This is a genomic window from Acetobacteraceae bacterium, from assembly GCA_004843345.1.
Lineage (GTDB): Bacteria > Pseudomonadota > Alphaproteobacteria > Acetobacterales > Acetobacteraceae.
Genome location: CP039460.1, coordinates 2,007,336 through 2,023,470 on the forward strand (window position 1 = coordinate 2,007,336; position 16,135 = coordinate 2,023,470).

At 38.4% G+C, this 16,135-nt stretch carries 14 protein-coding genes, 2 tRNA genes and 1 pseudogene; 12 read left to right on the forward strand and 5 right to left on the reverse strand.

The window, feature by feature from the left end; genetic code table 11:
- The first annotated feature begins 20 nt into the window (after positions 1-20).
- The 4 genes from FAI40_09790 to FAI40_09805 all read left to right on the forward strand — a co-directional run bounded on the left by FAI40_09790 (position 21) and on the right by FAI40_09805 (position 3,612).
- Entirely contained in the window at positions 21-1,163 is a 1,143-nt protein-coding gene (locus FAI40_09790) for a polysaccharide biosynthesis protein (GenBank protein QCE35594.1), read from the forward strand.
- A gap of 40 nt (positions 1,164-1,203) precedes the next feature.
- Positions 1,204-2,337 carry a DegT/DnrJ/EryC1/StrS aminotransferase family protein gene (locus FAI40_09795; protein ID QCE35817.1) on the forward strand — a complete coding sequence of 378 codons (1,134 nt, stop codon included), beginning with the start codon at positions 1,204-1,206 and terminating at the stop codon, positions 2,335-2,337.
- Between the two features lie 108 nt (positions 2,338-2,445).
- Positions 2,446-2,868: a nucleoside-diphosphate kinase gene (locus FAI40_09800; protein ID QCE35595.1), complete on the forward strand. Its 423-nt coding sequence runs from the start codon at positions 2,446-2,448 to the stop codon at positions 2,866-2,868.
- 12 nt (positions 2,869-2,880) lie between these two features.
- Complete coding sequence (locus FAI40_09805) at positions 2,881-3,612, forward strand: acid phosphatase (GenBank protein ID QCE35596.1); 732 nt, start codon at positions 2,881-2,883, stop codon at positions 3,610-3,612.
- Positions 3,613-3,614: 2 nt separating this feature from the next.
- Here FAI40_09805 and lysA read toward each other — a convergent pair whose 3' ends face one another.
- From lysA to FAI40_09825, 4 genes are all read right to left on the reverse strand, one after another.
- On the reverse strand, positions 3,615-4,937 hold the full coding sequence (lysA, locus tag FAI40_09810; protein ID QCE35597.1) for a diaminopimelate decarboxylase: 1,323 nt from the start codon (positions 4,935-4,937) through the stop codon (positions 3,615-3,617).
- A 48-nt stretch (positions 4,938-4,985) separates the two neighbouring features.
- Positions 4,986-5,062, reverse strand: a tRNA-Arg gene (locus tag FAI40_09815).
- Between the two features lie 9 nt (positions 5,063-5,071).
- A tRNA-Arg gene (locus FAI40_09820) sits at positions 5,072-5,148 on the reverse strand.
- 65 nt (positions 5,149-5,213) lie between these two features.
- Complete coding sequence (locus tag FAI40_09825; GenBank protein ID QCE35598.1) at positions 5,214-5,519, reverse strand: hypothetical protein; 306 nt, start codon at positions 5,517-5,519, stop codon at positions 5,214-5,216.
- Between the two features lie 227 nt (positions 5,520-5,746).
- Here FAI40_09825 and guaA point away from each other — a divergent pair, with 227 nt between their 5' ends.
- The 3 genes from guaA to pyk all read left to right on the forward strand — a co-directional run bounded on the left by guaA (position 5,747) and on the right by pyk (position 9,651).
- A complete protein-coding gene (gene guaA, locus FAI40_09830; protein ID QCE35599.1) occupies positions 5,747-7,342 on the forward strand; it encodes a glutamine-hydrolyzing GMP synthase in 1,596 nt (531 codons plus the stop codon).
- A gap of 15 nt (positions 7,343-7,357) precedes the next feature.
- Positions 7,358-8,176 (forward strand): hypothetical protein, encoded by an 819-nt coding sequence (locus tag FAI40_09835; GenBank protein QCE35600.1) that lies wholly within the window; start codon positions 7,358-7,360, stop codon positions 8,174-8,176.
- Between the two features lie 74 nt (positions 8,177-8,250).
- The gene (pyk, locus tag FAI40_09840) at positions 8,251-9,651 is read left to right on the forward strand and encodes a pyruvate kinase (GenBank protein ID QCE35601.1); all 1,401 of its coding nucleotides are present in this window, start codon (positions 8,251-8,253) and stop codon (positions 9,649-9,651) included.
- Positions 9,652-9,688: 37 nt separating this feature from the next.
- Here the strand turns inward: pyk and FAI40_09845 are convergent, their stop codons facing one another.
- Positions 9,689-10,726, reverse strand: coding sequence for a hypothetical protein (locus FAI40_09845; protein ID QCE35602.1), 1,038 nt, complete (start codon positions 10,724-10,726; stop codon positions 9,689-9,691).
- A 135-nt stretch (positions 10,727-10,861) separates the two neighbouring features.
- Here FAI40_09845 and FAI40_09850 point away from each other — a divergent pair, with 135 nt between their 5' ends.
- The 5 genes and pseudogenes from FAI40_09850 (at position 10,862) to FAI40_09870 (ending at position 16,116) form a co-directional block, all read left to right on the forward strand.
- Positions 10,862-11,860, forward strand: coding sequence for an NAD-dependent epimerase/dehydratase family protein (locus FAI40_09850; protein ID QCE35603.1), 999 nt, complete (start codon positions 10,862-10,864; stop codon positions 11,858-11,860).
- Between the two features lie 19 nt (positions 11,861-11,879).
- Positions 11,880-13,019, forward strand: coding sequence for a glycosyltransferase (locus FAI40_09855; protein QCE35604.1), 1,140 nt, complete (start codon positions 11,880-11,882; stop codon positions 13,017-13,019).
- 71 nt (positions 13,020-13,090) lie between these two features.
- Positions 13,091-13,888: pseudogene (hpnC, locus tag FAI40_09860) on the forward strand (squalene synthase HpnC).
- A 138-nt stretch (positions 13,889-14,026) separates the two neighbouring features.
- The gene (locus FAI40_09865) at positions 14,027-14,809 is read left to right on the forward strand and encodes a squalene synthase HpnD (protein QCE35818.1); all 783 of its coding nucleotides are present in this window, start codon (positions 14,027-14,029) and stop codon (positions 14,807-14,809) included.
- Positions 14,806-16,116, forward strand: coding sequence for a hypothetical protein (locus FAI40_09870; GenBank protein ID QCE35605.1), 1,311 nt, complete (start codon positions 14,806-14,808; stop codon positions 16,114-16,116). Before FAI40_09865 ends, FAI40_09870 begins: the two co-directional genes overlap by 4 nt.
- Positions 16,117-16,135: the final 19 nt, after the last annotated feature.

Here is a 16,135-nt window from a genome sequence, read left to right on the forward strand (position 1 = left end):
GACGTTGATTACAAAGATCCATCAACGCCTTCAAGGTGCTATGGCTTGTCATACTAGGATACTATTTTCCCTTGCTATTAAATTCAAATGATTCTGTTGCTCATAAAAATGCCCATTTAAAAACGGTTTTTTTGAACAAGAGAATTTTAATTACAGGTGCGGGGGGATCGATAGGAAGCGAGATTTGTCGAGTTGTTGCTTTATTTTCTCCATCAGAGCTTATTTTATTAGATAATAATGAATATTTTTTATGGAAAATTAGAATAGAGCTGTCTGAAAAATTTCCTCATTTAAATTTTACGATTTTTCTAGCAGATGTTTCTTCATTTGCTCGAATAGAGAATATATTTCAGGAAAAAAAGCCACATATCGTTTTTCATGCTGCAGCTTTAAAACACGTTAAAATGGTCGAAGAAAATCCTTGTGAAGGTTTTTTGACAAATGTTATTGGCACAAAAAATCTTTCAGAAGCTGCGCTTAGGCATGATATTGAAAAATTTATTTTTCTATCAACAGATAAGGCAGTTAATCCAAGCAGTAGAATGGGGGCTTCAAAACGTATTGCTGAACTTTGGTTACAATCGTTGCAGGCAAACTCACAGCAGACTGTTTTTAATATATTACGCTTTGGTAATGTTTATGGATCGGTTGGATCTGTCATTCCACTCTTTCGACATCAAATTTCTCAAGGTGGTCCTTTGACGCTTACACATGAAAGCGTCAGCAGATATTTTATCACACATGAAAAGGCCGTTATGGGCTTACTAGAAGTATGTTTTCAAAGTGAATTACGCCAGCAGACATGTACTAATATGCTGTATATTTTAGAAATGGGGCAACCAGTTAAAATTATGGACTTGGCGAAAAATCTTTTGATGCATTCCGGGCAAAAAGATAACATCGAAATTAAAATAGTAGGGCTAGCGAAGGGCGAGAAAATAGAAGAGGCTCTTTTGTATGATGATGAGAGTCAAGAATCTATCCTTGGAACAGATTTATTAGCTGTTCACTCTAAAAGACAGATTGTTAATTTAGAGAGTATAAAAAATCATCTTGAGAAGATAGAACAGGCTTGCCGGCAAAGTGATGCAGGAGAGTTGTTGAAGATAACGTTAAAAATGTTACCAGAATTTTCTTGTTCAGAAACTTATGTTGGGGATTGAAGCTTTGAAGACACGAATAAGCAAAGACTTAGCTGTTAAAATGTTGGATTTAGAAAAGCAGCGTGAGTATTTGGGGGGACGGATAGAAAAAGCTATAGAAGGCGTTTTACGTCATGGTCATTTTGTTGGTGGCAAAGAAATAGAACTTTTTGAATCTTGGCTTGTTGAACATACGGATTTTGAATTTGCTATTGGTGTTTCTTCGGGAACAGATGCTTTAATCATAGCTTTGATGGCTGATGGGGTAAAAGCAGGGGATGCTGTTTTTTTGCCTTCTTTTACCTATGTCGCAACAGCAGAAATTGTTATCTTGTTAGGAGCAACTCCTGTTTTTGTTGATGTCGATCCAGAGACTTATCAAATCTCTGCGCAAGATTTAAAAGAAAAAATTAAACTTACTATAAAGTTAGGCAAGTTAAGGCCTGTCGCAATTATCGGTGTTGATCTTTTTGGACAGCCAGCACCGTGGTCTGAATTGGTTGATATTGCAAAGACATACAGATTAAACCTGTACGCAGATTCTGCGCAATCTTTTGGTGCCACATATAATAACAAAACCTCTGGCAAATTAGCACGTGCAACGATTTTATCCTTTTTTCCAGCGAAGCCTTTGGGTGCTTATGGAGATGGTGGTGCTATACTGACAGATTCTGTGGATTTGGTTGAAAAATACCGTTCAATACGTTCTCATGGAATGGGGGAAAATCCCTATGATATTATTCGAGTAGGTTTGAATGCCCGATTAGATAGCTTACAGGCGGCTATTCTTCTAGCAAAAACGGTTTCATTTGAAGAAGAATGTCAAAAGCGACAAAGGAATGTTGAACTTTATAATAAATTTTTACCAAGTATTTATAGGCGTCCTTCTTGTTCAACAAATGGAAAAGGGGCTTGGTCTGTATATACCATTTTACTTCCAAAGTGGATGGATCGCAAAAAGTGCTCTCAATATTTATCTCAAGCGAATATTCAGCACGCTATTTACTATGAAAAGCCTTTGCATCTTCAGGATGCTTATAAAAAATTTCATGATAAATCATCCTCTTTGATCGTTTCCGAAACTTTATCAAAGCATGTTCTTGCGCTTCCTGTACATGCTTATCTAGCTCAGAATGAACTAGATAAAGTTATTTTGATTTTAGAAGAGTTTTCTAAACAAGAAAGTCCATTATAAAGGGACAATTCCTTTTTATTTATGAGATTTTTTCGTATATCTTAGAACTCTTCATAAAAAGGTCTTTAAGGCCTCTTTGTAATTTTATTTTAAGTAGGAAGTTTTAGCGTGGCTATTGAACGTACACTCTCAATTATTAAGCCAGATGCGACACGTCGCAATCTCACAGGAAAAATCAATGCGATGATTGAGGATAAAGGTTTTCGTATTATCGGACAACGTCGTATTCGTTTAAGTAAAGAGCAGGCAGGGGCATTCTATGAAGTTCATAAAGCGCGTCCATTTTACCAGGATTTGGTCGCTTCAATGACTTCTGGACCTGTTGTTGTGCAAGTTCTTGAGGGTGAGAATGCGGTTGAAAATTATCGAAAATTGATGGGTGCTACAAATCCTAAAGAGGCAGAAGCTGGTACAATTCGTGCAGCATTTGCTGAAAACATTGAATCAAACAGTGTTCATGGATCAGATTCACTTGAAAATGCAGAAAAAGAAACGGGATTTTTCTTCTCTGCTGTTGATATTCACCAATAAGGATTGTGGGCCATGTCAGGAATTATTTTAGATAGAACAAAAAAGTTTTTTTGTTCTGGATTTATGCTTTTCTCTTTTGCTGTTGCTTCGTCTCTTTGTCAAAATGCGAATGCAACGAATTCTGCTATGGAAAAGCCTCATGAAAATATTTCTGATTTGGCCTCTTCTCTTGTTCGTTATCATGAGAATGGGCAGTATTTACGTGATTTTGATAAAGTAGTTCATCAAGCGACTAAATATTTAGAGAAGAATGCTAAACTTTCTAAGAAACAGGCAATTGTCCTTGATATTGATGAAACAACTCTCTCTCAATGGGAGGTTATAAAGGCAAATCAGTTTGCATACTTTAAGAGTGGGGGATGTCATCTGCCCAGTGGCCCTTGTTCTGAAAAAGGTTGGATTAAAAAAGAAAGGGCTGTTGCTTTCGACTCAACGAGATCTTTAATTGAAGAAGCTCAAAAACGACATGTTGCAGTTTTCTTTATTACGGGCAGATCTGAAAAATATCGTTCTCATGTTATTAAGAATCTACATAAAGAACATATAAATAATTGGACCTCCCTCTATATGCGGGGCATTGGTGATGTCCGTTCAGCCATTGACTATAAAACACCTTTACGCAAAAATATTGAAGCTCAGGGATATCAAATTATTCTAAACATGGGAGATCAACCGACAGATCTAGTCGGTGGACATGGAGGGAAAACTTTTCTTCTTCCAAATCCTTTTTATAAAGTCCCTTAATTTTAAGAAATCCAGTCAGGAAGCGTTTCGTTTGATAAAATATCTTCAATCGTTTGACGTTTCCTGATGATGTCCCATTTCCCATTATGGGCAAGAAGAATAGGGCTCAATGGATGACTGTTATAAGAAGAACTCATAACAGATCCATAGGCGCCAGTGTCCAAAATAGCTATATAATCTCCTGGAGATAGCTGAGGGAGGGTATAATTTCTCCTAAAGAAATCGCTGCTTTCACAAATGGGTCCAACAACTTCATATTTATTATTTGGCGTATTTTCTTTTTGTTTAAGAGGTAGAATTTCGTGTTGAGCGCCATAAAGTGCAGGACGAAGCAGGTCGTTCATACCAGCATCTAAAATTAGAAATTTTTGTGATTCTGTTTGTTTAATTTCGATAACACGAGAAATTAATATGCCTGCCGGACCACTAATGTAACGGCCAGGTTCAAAGCGTAGCATAACATTAAGAGGAGATAGAATCTTGTGAATGATTTTTCCTAATTTTCTAAGATTTAAAGGCTCTTCATTGAAAGAATATGGAATTCCAAAACCGCCACCGCAATCTAAACTATCAATTTTAAGTCCTTGATTTTGCCAAGTTTTAATGAGTTGTGCGATGCGTTGATAAAAATTGAGAAATTTCTTTTCATCAAGAATCTGGCTTCCACCATGAACGGCAATGCCTTTTAGTTGGATGTTAGGCATCTCTTCTGTAATTTTCGGCCAAAGAGAGAGAATTTCATTCCATGGAATTCCAAATTTGTCTGTTTTATTCCCTGTCGTGATTTTCTTATAGGCTCCATAACCGAGGTCAGGATTAATTCTTATAGCGATAGGGGCGACCATATTTGCTTGGGAAGCAATTTTGTTAAGGCGCTTTAATTCCCCTAAGGATTCAATATTAATTTGGGCAATATTTGATTGAAGAGCAAAGTTAAGTTCTGAATCTGTTTTTCCAACACCAGAAAATACAATTTTATGAGTTGGGAAGCCAATATGTAAGGCTCTGGAAAGTTCTCCAGAGCTCACAATATCTAGACCAAATTCGATATTTTTTAAAATTTTGAGAATGGCAACATGATCTAAAGATTTAACGGCAAAGTGGCAATTTACACGAGGACAGCTTGTTTCAAGCATTTGATAAAATTGCATAGCACGATACTTGAAGGTATCGGCACCAATGACCCATGAAGGAGAATCAAGATATTTAGTTAGATAAGGAAGATTCACGCCATCTAAGCAGAGATCTCCAGAAGCGGAGTAGGCTAAGCCTCGAGAGTTAAGAATATCAGTAGGAAGAGAAAGAAATTTTTTCATAATAGCCATACGAAACGCATCAAGCCCAATTTGAGAAGTATATGCGATTTATGGGAATGGTGCACCCGAAAGGACTTGAACCTCTAGCCTCCTGATTCGTAGTCAGGTGCTCTATCCAGTTGAGCTACGGGTGCTTATGTAAGTGGTGCACCCGAAAGGACTTGAACCTCTAGCCTCCTGATTCGTAGTCAGGTGCTCTATCCAGTTGAGCTACGGGTGCTTACAGGGAGTTTTATATGGGGTATTTTCTTTTCATGCAACTCCTAAAATAATTTTCTTTTGAAATTACCATCTTCTCAAAGTGATATGAGCTCGGCAACGCGGTGTGGCATATACACCTTTTATTGTTGCGCCATCCGGCCATCCGTTAAAGAGCATGTGAAAAGGCTGATTGTCCATGCCCTGTTGTGTTAGGCTAAGGATAAAATGTGTGTCTTTTTTGAGATGTTTTCCATGGAGGATTAAGGGACCATTGGCTGCGGCAAACACCATGTCCTGTCCGTAAATGCGTAAAGTAGAGGGCGAGTTAGTTGGACAAAACCCTTCATCTGTCTGCAAGGTTCCAAACCAAGTTCCGTAAGGGTCAGGCATGGCAAGATCTGGGCCACAGGCTGAGAGAACAAGAAAAGAAGATAATAAAAACGTTCTTTTATCCACAGTGTTGATTGTTCCAGATGTGTTCAATAAGCGGTTATAGGATTTAATTTTTAGTCTTTTCGTGAAAAAAAGATAGGAATTATCTATTTGTTTTTCTATTTTGCTAGTAACTGAATAGTTTTAATTTATTTCATTGTAATTTTTGAAGGTCTTATACTCTCGTGAACCAGTGCAATGCATCCCTTTCGACTGCTGAGGAATCCAAATTTAGTGATTCTATATTAATTCTAGATTTTGGTAGTCAATTCACACAGTTAATTGCGAGGCGAGTGCGAGAGTGTGGCGTCTATTGTGAGATATGGCCTTACAATGCAAGTTTAGAAAAAATTAAGTCTTTTGCACCTAATGGGATCATCCTTTCGGGAAGTCCTGCAAGTGTTCTTGATGCCAATGCTCCTAAGCTGAAGAAGGAAGTATTTGATTTAGAAATTCCTTTTTTGGGCATTTGTTATGGGCAACAAATTATGTGCCAGATGTTTGGAGGAAAGGTAGAAAGCCATCACCATCGTGAATTTGGAAGTGCGGAAATTAAAATTGAACAAGAGTCTAAATTCTTCCCAGAAAGTTGGAAAGACGGAACAACGCATGAAGTTTGGATGAGCCACGGAGACAGGGTGGTTGCTATTCCTTCAGATTTTAAAACTTTGGCAGCTTCTGAAGGGGCGCCTTTTGCTGTTATTTGGAATGAAAAACGTCGTTTTTATGCGGTTCAGTTTCATCCTGAAGTCGTTCATACTCCAGATGGAGCGGTGCTTTTACGTAATTTTGCTTTGAATATTTCCGGCTGTACTGGCAAGTGGAGTATGGAAGTTTTTAGGGATGCTGAGATTAAACGCATACAGGATAAGGTTGGTGAAAATGCTCGGGTCATCTGTGGCTTGTCGGGTGGGGTTGATAGTGCTGTTGCTGCGAAATTAATTTATGAAGCAATTGGGGATCGCTTAACCTGTATTTTTGTGGATACAGGATTGTTGCGTGAGGGGGAGGCAGAAAATGTCACTCGACTTTTTAGAGATGACTTTCATATTCCGCTCATTCACTGTCAAGCGGAAAAGCGTTTTCTTTCTGCTTTAGAAGGGGGGCGGGATCCAGAGACTAAAAGAAAAACGATAGGTAAACTCTTTATCGATATTTTTGAAGAAGAAGCTAAGAAAATAGGGGATGTAGATTTCCTAGCACAGGGAACGCTTTATCCAGATGTTATTGAAAGTGTGAGCTTGGTTGGCGGAAATGAAGTTACTATCAAATCTCATCATAATGTTGGCGGATTGCCAGAACGTATGAATTTGCGTTTACTTGAGCCTTTGCGGGACCTTTTTAAAGATGAAGTGAGGCTGTTGGGTCGTGAGCTTGGCTTGTCCGATGCTTATGTTGGCCGTCATCCTTTCCCAGGGCCAGGATTGGCCATTAGGATTCCAGGGAATGTTACATCCGAAAAGCTAAGTTTACTTAGGAAAGTAGATGTTATTTTTCTAGAGGAAATTAGAAAAGCTGGTTTGTACAATAAAATTTGGCAGGCATTTTCTGTCTTGCTCCCTGTGAAAACTGTTGGGGTGATGGGGGATGCCAGAACGTATGATCAGGCGTGTGCTTTAAGAGCTGTAACAAGTTCTGATGGTATGACGGCACGTATTTATCCTTTTGAAATTTCTTTTCTTGAAAGAGTGGCAGGTCGAATCATTAATGAAGTTCGTGGAATTAACCGTGTTACATATGATATTACATCTAAGCCACCAGGTACGATTGAATGGGAATAAGGGAAACTCCTTGAGATGATGGTAAAAACACAAAGCTTTTTTCAAGTTCGCTTTCCTTATTATTTGTTGTCTTTGTTTATCCTGTCTTTTGTATCAGGACTTCCCTTGTCGGCTTCAGCATCTCAAAAGGATTCGGATAGAGAATCTTCAATAAATTCAAAATCATCGCATGCTCTGAAATCAAAAAAATCTCATAACTCAAAGACACAGGGTAAAAAGATAGAGAAAAAAGAGAGTTCAAAATCAAGCGTATCTTTACCACCTGCGCCAATCGCAGCTGAGGAAACTTTTCAGCCGTATTTCGCCGCGTTGAGGGGGCGAAAGGTTTATATGCGCCGTGGGCCGGGCTCTAATTACCCTATTGATTGGGTATATTATCGCAGAGGGCTTCCTGTGAAAGTTTCAAGAAAGTTTCAAAATTGGTGTCAGGTGGAGGATAACTTTGGAGAAAAAGGATGGATGCATCAAGCAACATTGCGGTCTTCTCGCAATGTTGTTGTTTTATCTTCTTCAAAGAATAAGGAAGAGCCTAAATTAGATGCACCTTCTCCAAAAAACAAAGCAGATTCAGAAAGGCAGTATGATTCTCATGTGGTGAGTTATTGTTCTTCTTTTGATAATAAGTGTGCTTTGGGAAGCTTTCCTATATACTCATCTCCAGACTCCAAAGGGCGTCCTGTTGCTTTTTTGTTGCCAGGTGCTGTTGGGCGGGTCTCAAAATGTGGTGGGGAGAAATGGAAAGCATGGTGTGAGGTTAATATTGCTGGCTATAAGGGATGGATTGAAAAATCTCATCTCTGGGGAGCAGTAGATGAAGACTCAGAACCAAAATAAAGTCGAAAGAAAACGTAGAAAAACAACAATACAGAACATTTTAAAAATGTTTGTTTTTTTAAGGATTAATGTGAATGGATATTCGCTTTCGAAATACTAAGATTGTGGCTACGGTAGGCCCTGCTACTTCAGGATCAGATAAAATTGAACGTCTTGCACGCACAGGCGTTAATGTTTTTCGTTTAAATTTTTCTCACGGAACACACGAGGATCATCAAGCTCGTTATAACGATATCCGCGCTGCGGAGAAGACGTTAGGTCGTCCTTTGGGTATTCTTGCCGATATGCAAGGGCCTAAGTTACGCGTCGGACGTTTTGAAAATTCTTCTATTATCTTAGAAAATGGACAAACATTTACGCTGGATTTGAATGAAGCTCCTGGAACACAGGAACGTGTTTGCCTTCCACATCCAGAAATTATTGCAACGGCTAAAATTGATAGTCGTTTGTTGCTTGATGATGGAAAACTTGTTTTAAAAGTTACAGGAAAAACGGATAATTCCATTGAAACAGTCGTGGTTGTTGGTGGAAAGCTTTCAGATCACAAAGGTGTGAACGTTCCAGATGTCACGCTTCCTATTCCTATTTTGACAAAAAAGGATAGAGCAGATCTTGATTTCGCACTTTCATTGGGTGTGGATTTTATTGCAATTTCTTTTGTTCAGACAGCCAAAGATGTTCAGACCGCACGTGATATTATCAAAGGGCGAGCTGCTATCGTCAGTAAAATTGAAAAACCTCAAGCACTAGAGGAAATTAGTGGGATCGTTGCTCTCTCCGAGGCAATTATGATTGCGCGTGGTGATCTTGGTGTTGAATGCCCTGCTGAAACGGTTCCATTGAGTCAAAAGAGGATTTTGAAAGAAGCTCATAAACAGGGGCGTCCTGTCATTGTTGCAACTCAAATGCTCGAAAGCATGATATCTTCGCCATCACCGACACGTGCAGAAGTTTCAGATGTTGCGCAGGCTGTTTATGACGGTGCTGACGCAACAATGCTTTCTGCAGAAAGTGCTTCTGGGAGTTTTCCATTTGATGCTGTTGCAACGATGGATCGTGTTATTCGCGAAGTTGAAACAGATTCAGAATGGCGTGATCGTATGAAGACACTTCGTCCTGAGGCGGAAGAGACAGCTGAAGGAGCATTGCTGGAGGGAGCTGCTAAAGTTTCTGACGTTTTTCCACTATCTGCGATTGTAACAGAATCAGACGATGTGAAGTATGCAAGACTTCTTTCAAACAAGAGGGTTTTGTCTAAAATCATTTCTTTTACTTCTCCTGAAGAAGCTCGGCGTTTATGTCTCTATTGGGGAGTTTGGGCGCAGTCGAAGACTGTTGCGCAGTCAGTCATCCGTGATTTCTCTATTGAAAAATGGTTGAATGAAAAACTTAAAAAACAAGTTATTCAAGGAGCAGCTCTTTATCTTGAAGAAGAAAAAAAGCAGCTTTCTGGATTTAAAATGATTAATAACTGATCGTTTTGAAATTTGAATAAAAGGCTCGCAGCAAAATTCATTTTTGTTGCGAGTTTTTTATGAGTTGTCTAATTTCCCAGAGTAAAAGGATTGGGGCTCCAATAAAAATTTCTCGTCCACGGCGTAAAAGCGAGAGAGAAAAGCTTACCTCGGCAGGTACGCCAAAGAGATATCCTAAACTAATATAGGCTCCTTCTTGAATTCCAATGGAGGTTGGGACAAAGAAAAAGGTAGAAATAATCCCGCAAGAAATGCCTTCGAATATAAAGCAATCCTTCCAGGAAATAGGCATTTTAAGCAGATGTAAGGCGGTCCAAGTTAAAAAAGCACTATATGTCCATGCAATATAATGAAGGAAAATACCTTTTAAAATATTGTGTGGATTTTTCCATATTTCTAAAAATTGATAATTTAATTGAGAAATTTTTTCTTTTAAGAGATTCTTCCATTTTTTAGATGTGATGTATTTATTTAAGAAGTTCGTTGTTGTTTGTAGGTTTCTTTGTATTAAAATAAAAAGGTAAAGACCTAAGCTTAATAAGAGAGCGCTAACGCCTACTGTTTTAAAGTAAACATCTCCATTTTGATGCGATATAAGTAAGAGGAAGAGAGCCGTAAAGATAAAAAGGACTTGAGCGATGGCTTCTAGGGTTACATCCATTAAATTGGATGTTGCTGCTAAATTTTCTTTTTCAGCGTCTGTTAGTTCATGTGCCTTCTTTTTTTGGAAGAGTGTAATTGTTGCGTATGTGCCGATTAAAATACCGCCAATTTGAGAGAGTGGTAGGCATGAACCTGCTGAATCCCTTATCATTCTTGATAGAATAATTTGAAAGAAATTAAGTTTTTTTGAAATGCTTTTCCAAGCTAATGCAAGAATTAGATAGTTTATTAAACTTAAGAAAAGAAGAAAGAAAAAGCCTAAAAAACCTACTCGTAATAAGGCTTTAAATATGGCATTAATATTATTGTTTATTGCTAAAAAAATAAAACATGCGGAGCCTATGGCAAAGAATAATGGTGGGAGTGATTTTTTCAAAAAAGGCTTCTCGATAAAATAAAAGAAATTATCCATAATTAATTGGGATAATGTTTTAAAAATAGCCTGTTAGAATTTAGATATAAATAATTTTTTGCGAAAAAAAAGAATTTCTTTTGATAAATTTTATTTCGTTAAAATTTCATTGGGGTTGTAAAGGGAAGAGAGTGAATGGAAGATAAAAAGCCCTTAGCCTTGATTACAGGTGCCACAGGATTCGTTGGTGCGGCTGTTGCAAGAGCCCTTCAGAAGCAGGGATATCCTTTGCGGATTTTAGTTAGGCCTAATTCTAATCGACAAAATATTCAAAATATTGATGCAGAAATTGTTGAGGGAGACCTTTTAGACCTTTCTTCTTTGGAAAAAGCAATGGTCAATGTTGGCGGACTGTTTCATGTTGCCGCGGATTATCGTCTCTGGGTTCCTGATCCTGAGCGTATGAATAAAGTGAATGTGATAGGAACGAGAAATATTATTCGAGTGGCATTGAAGGCTCATGTTAAAAAAGTTGTCTACTGTTCTTCTGTTGCTACGATGCCTACAGCTCTTAATGGGAGACCGACAGTTGAAACAGATAACGTTTCTTTGAATAAAATTGTTGGTGCTTATAAGCGCTCCAAATATCAGGCGGAGCAAGCAATTTTAAAGATGATTGCTGTTGAAGGGGCGCCTATTGTTATTGTAAATCCATCTACACCTATTGGTTGGGGTGATATAAGGCCAACGCCTACAGGGCAGGTTATCTTAGATTGTGTTAGAGGAAAAATGCCGGCCTATGTGGAAACTGGATTGAATGTAGTTGATGTTGACGATGTAGGGAGAGGGCATGTGCTTGCCTTTGAAAAAGGTAAAATCGGGGAGCGATATATTTTGGGTGGAGAGAATATAATGCTCGGGGATTTGTTTTCATTGGTAGCTCGAAAATCGGGGCAGAAACCTCCTAGATTTTGTGTTTCAGCTACAGCGCTATATCCTTTTGCACTTCTTTCTGAGCTTGTTGCCAGAATATCTGGAAAGACGCCTAGGTTGCACCGCGATACATTAGCGATGGCGAAAAAGCTTATGTATTTTTCTTCTGAAAAAGCTTGTGAAGAACTAGGTTATAAACCTTCATCTGCTGAACAGGCTGTTTCGTCGGCTGTTTCCTGGTTTAAACACTTTCCAAGATAATAATATTTGAGGACATTTTATGCGTTGGTTATCCTATGCAGTTTTAGGAATATGGAGTTTTTTAATCACCTCTTGGGGCAAGTATTGGATAGGAGGCCCTTGGCTTTCATATACAAACGAAAATTTTTCTGAGAGTTTACCTGATGTTTTGATTGTTGTCCCAGCACGAAACGAAGAAGAACACGTTTCTATTAGTTTGAAATCATTGTTGAATCAGGATTATTCTGGAAAGTATACTGTTTTACTTGTTGACGATGAAAGTACTGATAGGACAAGAGAGTTAGCAAATTCTATTGCAAAAACGAATCCTTCTTTGAAGGTACTTGCTGGAGATCCTAGACCGGAAGGGTGGAGTGGAAAGTTATGGGCTTTGCATCAGGGATTGGTTGATCCTGATATCAATTTGTCTGAAGATGCGCTTGTGTTGTTTACGGATGCAGATATTTTACATGCATCTGATCATATTTCTTCGCTTGTACACAAGGCTAGTCAGGATAATTTAGATCTTGTTTCAGAAATGGTTATGCTTCAGTGCAATAGCTTGCTTGAGAAAACATTTATTCCCGCTTTTGTTTACTTTTTTGCTCTTTTGTATCCATTTAGAAAAGTAGCAAATCCTGATTCATTTATTGCAGGAGCTGCCGGAGGAACTGTTCTTTTGAAAAAGAGAACATTAGATCGCATTGGTGGTATCGCATCTATTCGAGGGGCATTGATTGATGATTGCGCTTTAGCTGCGAGAGTTAAAAAAATGGGGGGGAGATTATATTTAGGCTGCAGTAAGCAGGCATGGTCGTTGCGTAAATATGAAAACATAAAAGACGTTTGGAATATGATTTCCAGAACGGCTTATGTTCAGTTGCATTACTCAATAATTTTATTGTTCTTTGTCCTATGCGGTATGATGCTCATTTGGTTTGCTCCGCTATTTTTTATGTTGAGAGGACGTGGACGCACACGTATTGCTGGCGGACTAGCATATCTCATGGCGTGTTGCAGTTATTTCCCAACTTTAAAATGGTTCGGCTTATCTCCTTGGAGGTCTTTACCATTACCTTTAATCGCTTTTTTTTACAGTTTAGCGACAGTAGGATCAGCTTATAATCATTATTTCGGAAATGGTGTTGAGTGGCATCAACGTACATATAGTGAGAATTAATGAGGTTCACTTACGTCTGTCGTCTGTGAACCCAATGAAATCCTAAATTGGAGAGGGAATCTGTGTCATCCATGAATAAGCCGCTTTCTAGAGACAAAAAGAGTGAAAATTTTCCGGTTGGATCTTTTTTAATTTCCTCTAACTTTCGTAAAGTTATTCATCTTTACTATCATTTCGCACGCATCTCAGATGATATAGCAGACGATAAGATACTTTCGTCTGAAGAGAAAATATCTCGATTATTCGGGATGGAAAAGGCTCTGACTTCTGGAGTTTTTTCTATTGATAGTGAAGCCGTTGCCGCTGATTTAGGGCGAGTACTTTCAAAGAATAAAATTGAACTTTCAGTTGCGAGCGATTTGCTAAAAGCTTTCAGGCAGGATGCAGAAAAGCAGCGCTATGATAATTGGAAGCAATTAATGGATTATTGCAGATATTCTGCAGCGCCTGTTGGGCGTTTTCTACTCTCTCTTCACAACGAAAAGGAAGATACCGTAAATGCATCGGATGCTTTGTGTGCATCTTTGCAGATTTTAAATCACTTGCAGGACGTTAAAGTAGATTTAAAAAAACTTAATCGATGTTACATTCCACAAGATTGGATGCAAGATGCAGGTATCTCTATAGAAAATTTCTTAGAACATCGCTCTTCTAAGGGTGTAAGGCACATTTTTAATCGTATACTTGATCACGTGGATCTTTTAAATAAAGAAGCAAGTTCTCTTCCTAAGAAAATTAAAAACCCACGTCTAAAAATGGAAGCTGCTGTTATTGTGAGCATAGCACATTCCTTGGCCAAACGACTGCGGAATGAAGATCCTTTGGAGAAACCCGTCTCCTTAAGTTCGTTCGATAAAATAAAAGCGCTTACTCATGGTATTTTAGAAAAATTTTCATATTCTGCACATGAGACAAAAGTACATTTAGATGGCCTGCCTTGTTCTTATAAAGATATTGAAGCAGTAGAAAAAATTGTCATTCTATCTAAGACCTCCTTTTATAAGGGTATGCGTATTCTTCCGCGCGCACGAAGAGAAGCAATGTATGCGCTTTACGCTTTCTGTCGAGAGTTAGATGATATAGCTGATGGAGACAGTTCTGCTGGTCGTGATATAAAGAAGTCTCTTACATTACTGAATCACTGGTCTTCTAGGATTGATCATCTTTACGATGGAAATGCGCAAGATGCTTTGGAACGTGTTCTCTTGGCTGCAATTAGGACTTATGGTCTCAATAAGGTGGATTTTCAAGAAATTATTGAGGGTATGAGGATGGATTTGGAAGGGCCGATTGTTTTTCCAGATGAACAAATTTTAGATCTTTATTGTGATCGTGTCGCATCTGCTGTTGGACGGATTTCGGTAAGGATTTTTGGTGCAAGAAGTAAAAATGCAGATCAAGTTGCCTATTACTTAGGAAGAGCCTTGCAACAGGTTAATATTTTAAGAGATTTAAATAGTGATATATCTTTAGGGCGTTGTTATCTTCCTAAGCAGCTGGTCGGTCGATTTCAAATTTCTACAAATATTCACTCTCTTTTGGAATCAGATGATATCGGAAGTATTTGTAAAATTTTAGCAGAAAGAGCTAAGGATAATTTTAAGAGTGCAGAATATTATATGGGTCTTTGTCCAACAGAGGCAATGAAGCCAGCGCGCTTAATGGCCGCTTCCTATAAAGCAACCTTAAAGTCATTAGAAAAGCAAGGGTGGAAAAATTTCAAAACACCTCTAAAAAAATCCTTAGCTTGGAAAATCATTTTCTTCACAAAGGCCCTGATTGGGAAATGAGTAGAGTTCATATTATTGGAGGAGGGATTGCTGGCCTCTCTGCGGCTGTTGAGCTAGCTCCTCAAGCAGAAGTTTTTTTATATGAGGCTGCATCTATTGCTGGTGGAAGGGCTCGTTCTTTTTATGATTCCGCTCTTGGCTGCAAAATTGATAATGGTAATCATCTAGTACTTTCAGCCAATAAATACCTTTTGCGATATGTTGATCTTATTGGTTCACGAAGTAGGTTACGTATCGCGCAAAGACCACTTTTCCCATTTTTTAATTTAAAAACGCAAAAGCTTTGGAAATTATCTCTTTCGTCTGGAAAAGTTCCTTTTTGGATGTTTTTTAACTCTCGTCGTCCTCCTAATATGGGATTAGCAGAATTATGGTCTTTTTATAGTTTTTTAAAGGCGGATGAGAATACGACAGCCATTGAATGCTTGAAATCGGGGGGACTCACAGAGTTTTTACTGAAGCCTTTGATCATTTCTGCTCTGAATACAAGTGTTGAGTCTGGGAGTGCAAAATTATTTGCTAATATTATAAGGGAAAGCCTTTTGCAGGGAGGGAGAGGGTGTCATCCAATTTATCCTTTGGAATCTTTAGAAAATGCTTTTGTTAATCCAGCACTTTCTTACTTGGATAAATTCAAAGTTCACATGAATTTTAATATGCGTATTCGAGAAATTATTTTTGAAAAAGGGCGTGCTGTTGCTTTGAAAACAAATCACGATTTATTGCACTTATCTCAAGATGATTTTGTTATTCTTGCCACTCCAAGCTCCATAGCTAAGGGGTTATTGCCAAATTTAAATGCGCCAGATGAGTATGAAAGTATTTTAAATATACATTTCCATCTTCCGTTCATGCCTTCGCTAAGGGGTATCATTCAGAAAACGGGTTTTCTGGGTGTAAATCTTGGGATTTCAGAGTGGATTTTTGTAAAGGATAGAGTCATCTCAGTTACGATCAGCGCTGCAAATAGGTACGCTTCAATCTCAAAAGAAAGGCTTGTTTCGCGAGTGTGGCAAGAAGTTGTATTGGCTTTAAGAAAAAATTTATTAGAGAATATTTCTCAATTAAAAATGCCAGAATATCGTTTAATTAATGAAAAGCGTGCTACTTTTGCCGCGACATCTTCACAGAATGCGAAGCGGCCAGGGACAGCAACGCAATTTTTAAATTTGGTGTTGGCAGGGGATTGGATTTCTACGGGGCTACCCTCGACCTTAGAGGGGGCAGTTCGTTCTGGATTAGCTGCCGTTGGTGAGCTGGGATTTCGTTCAGCTATTTCACAAGGCTATTTGCCAATCAATAATTGAATCTAATTGTTGAATTAAT